The organism is Oleiphilus sp. HI0086, from assembly GCF_001635225.1.
The window spans coordinates 1-2,840 of sequence record NZ_LWFZ01000915.1 but is presented as its reverse complement, the minus strand read 5'-3'; the positions used below and the strand labels follow the sequence as shown (position 1 = coordinate 2,840).

Genomic DNA, 2,840 nt, shown 5'->3' with positions numbered 1-2,840 from the left:
ATTGTTAATTATCTTTGTTAAATCGCTACTTTATCAGGCTGCTGAAGAGCTTTCACTGCCTTTAGATTTAGAGCTATTCTCATTCTTTGAGTTGCACAGGTTTTTCTTATTTCCTGTTTTAAAATCTGTCTCATACCAACCTGACCCTGATAACCTAAAACCAGCAGCGGATATACGCTTTGAAAAAGTACTTTCGCTACACTCAGGACAATCAGTTAATGGCTTATCACTCATTTTCTGTAAGACATCTTTTTCAAAACCACAAGATTTACACACATATTCATAAATCGGCATTATTCATTACCACCTATATAAATCTTTCTTTACATACTTATTTAAAGACATGACATCTAAATCACATAACAGCCATGACTAAGCAAAATCGGCGCACAGTATATACAATCTAAATATTAAAATCAGCGCTATAAAACCCAAAAAACCCCGACAGACTACGCGCTCAGGGTTCATTTTGAATAACAAATCGTTAAAGGCTAACACCTAACAATTACATAATTTGTTGTAAGATCCATATCCGCATAATAAAAAGCACACACAAAACGATATTCACCTAAGCAAGCGAACCCTATAACAAACAAAGCCGCCCTTCTGGGCGGCCTTATAAAGCTAAAGATAGAATAAGAAGCGAGCTTTTCCTCCCTCCTTGCTATTCATTTAATTAGACTGAAAATAGATGGGCTTCAGAACCGTCTCCTTTGGTGCGCCGAGCTTAACTTCACCATCTACCACCTTATAAGGGTAAGACCACGATCTAGCCCAGCCCGCTATATGCTCTGCCACTACTCGAATGTAGTCCATGGATGAGCCATCAGCATTCTTTCTTGTTTCAATATACATTAAGCCAACACCCCACTTTGCACGAGTTTTAGCAATACGCTTTAAATATTGAATGATTGAGGCTAGTTGAAAATCCTTTTTAACAAGATTTTGGTGCTCAATAGCTAACACGTTAAATTCACCCTGCGGGGAAAGTACCATCCCAAAAGGTAAAAATTCACCACGTTCAAGCAAGTTCTTTTCCATGCGCATCCAACCCTGCACCATCATATATTTAAGCTGCGCGATCGCTTGCTCCTCAGTAACCTTACCCCGCCTCACTTGGTTAAGGTCAACAGCGCTCTCGGCAATTGGCGCCTCGACAAGATCTTCTGCTTTTATTTTTCTTTTGCCTTCTTCAGCTGATACTAAGGTGCTCGACACTGAGAACAGCAAACCAAGCAGTATCCAACCAAATTTCAACATCTTCATATAGAGACTCCAATCATTATTATAACGGTGAGATAAAACTGTTGTGGATATAAATTATCTGGGCGAGAGAAGAATGTCTACAGTGAATCAGTAGAATTTGTGACTTTTGTTAGGCATTTTTTATAATGTGAACGAGGCAGTGAACGGAATTTCATAACAAACACTTTTAGCCACAAAAGCCTACCCCACATTTCCCTGCCAACAGAATTTACAGACAACAGAAACTAAAAAAACCACCTCACAATGTGAGGCGGTTTCTCGTTTTGCTTCTAACTTAACTAAACACTTTCGTATCCAGCTTCAGCTAAGATCAAGATCTTAGTGAGCAGAGATAGTCCAGTTTGTAGTGTTAGTCACATCAGTCAAGTAGATTTTACCGATAGAAGTACCAGTGTCACCGAAAGACAATGAACCGATATCTAGGTCAAACTTAGAAGTAGTGTTGATTGCGATACCGTCAACATAACCTTCTCTTGTGTTGGTACCTTGGAAAACTTGACCAGCTGGGTTCAAAGCAACAGAACCTAGATCAAGAACTGCGTCTTTAACAGCGTAAATGTCACGCATTGAGTGAGCGAAACCGAATGCATTCAATCCGTCTAGACCAGAAGTGTCACCACGGTGGTTGTGGATTTTCAGATCGTTGATCTGAACACCAGCGATATCGATGTAAACATCTAAATCAGTGATGTTGAAGTAGCTATCCATGTGGATTTTTGAGTTCGCATCACCGTAACCAGTAGAACCAGTAGCAACATCAGTAGCTTCAGCATTAGAGATACGACCGTTACCATCAGTGTCAGTAGCGCCGAAACCATTACCATTGTTTTCGATATGGATATCTTTGTGTCCCAAGTAACCAGCAATGCTTAGGTCACTGATCAAAGTAGTAGTTTGTGCAGTAGTAAGATCTGCACCTTCCTGGTAAGAAGACTCTGCAATACCGATTGCACCGATTTCGTATTTGAAATCAACCGCTGATACAGCTGCGTCGATAACTTGTTGAGTTGTGTAACCACTAAGTGCAGTAGCACCGCCAGCGATAAGGTCATCAGCACTGACAAGAGCAGCCAATGGATCAGTAGCGATTTCGTGAATTAACAAGTCACCGTCTTCGATACCAACACGACCCTTAACGAATGTTCCGCCAGTTGCAGTTGCAATTGCTTGAACAACAGATACACCAGGAGCATTTACTGGATCAAATTGTACATTGTTAGCTTCTAGCTGTGTCAAAGATGCACCACCAGCGTTAGCTTCGATACCGCCAGCCAAAGCAGCTAGACGACCGTCATCTACAGCACCGTATGCTAGAGCCAATGCAGCTAGACCTTCAGCACCGTAAAAATCAGACAAACCACGATCTAAAATGTTTTCGCCAGTAGCAGCGGAACCAGCAATATCGATGTTCATACGGATATTGTCAAGCATGTCAGTGTTGTTTGCTAGGTTATTCGGGTCATCAGTAAGATTTTGGTTACCACCGATTTTGATATCGTTGATGAATAGGCTACCAGCATCTTTATACATGAACTGACCGATAGAAACTTTAGATTCTATATCGATAGTCAAAC

3 protein-coding genes are annotated in these 2,840 nt (G+C 40.9%); all 3 read right to left on the bottom strand.

Going from position 1 to position 2,840, the window contains the following annotated elements:
* Positions 1-33 precede the first annotated feature (33 nt).
* On the bottom strand, positions 34-294 hold the full coding sequence (locus tag A3756_RS16495; RefSeq protein WP_068511038.1) for an FmdB family zinc ribbon protein: 261 nt from the start codon (positions 292-294) through the stop codon (positions 34-36).
* Positions 295-672: 378 nt separating this feature from the next.
* A complete protein-coding gene (locus tag A3756_RS16490) occupies positions 673-1,266 on the bottom strand; it encodes a hypothetical protein (protein ID WP_068553980.1) in 594 nt (197 codons plus the stop codon).
* 318 nt (positions 1,267-1,584) lie between these two features.
* Positions 1,585-2,840: DUF6160 family protein (locus tag A3756_RS27810; RefSeq protein ID WP_068553978.1), on the bottom strand; the 1,256-nt coding region annotated here is incomplete at its 5' end.

Bases quoted from the DNA above. Each gene is read 5' to 3' on its own strand.
- A3756_RS16495 (WP_068511038.1), bottom strand. From the start codon at position 294: ATGCCGATTTATGAATATGTGTGTAAATCTTGTGGTTTTGAAAAAGAT.
- A3756_RS16490 (WP_068553980.1), bottom strand. From the start codon at position 1,266: ATGAAGATGTTGAAATTTGGTTGGATACTGCTTGGTTTGCTGTTCTCA.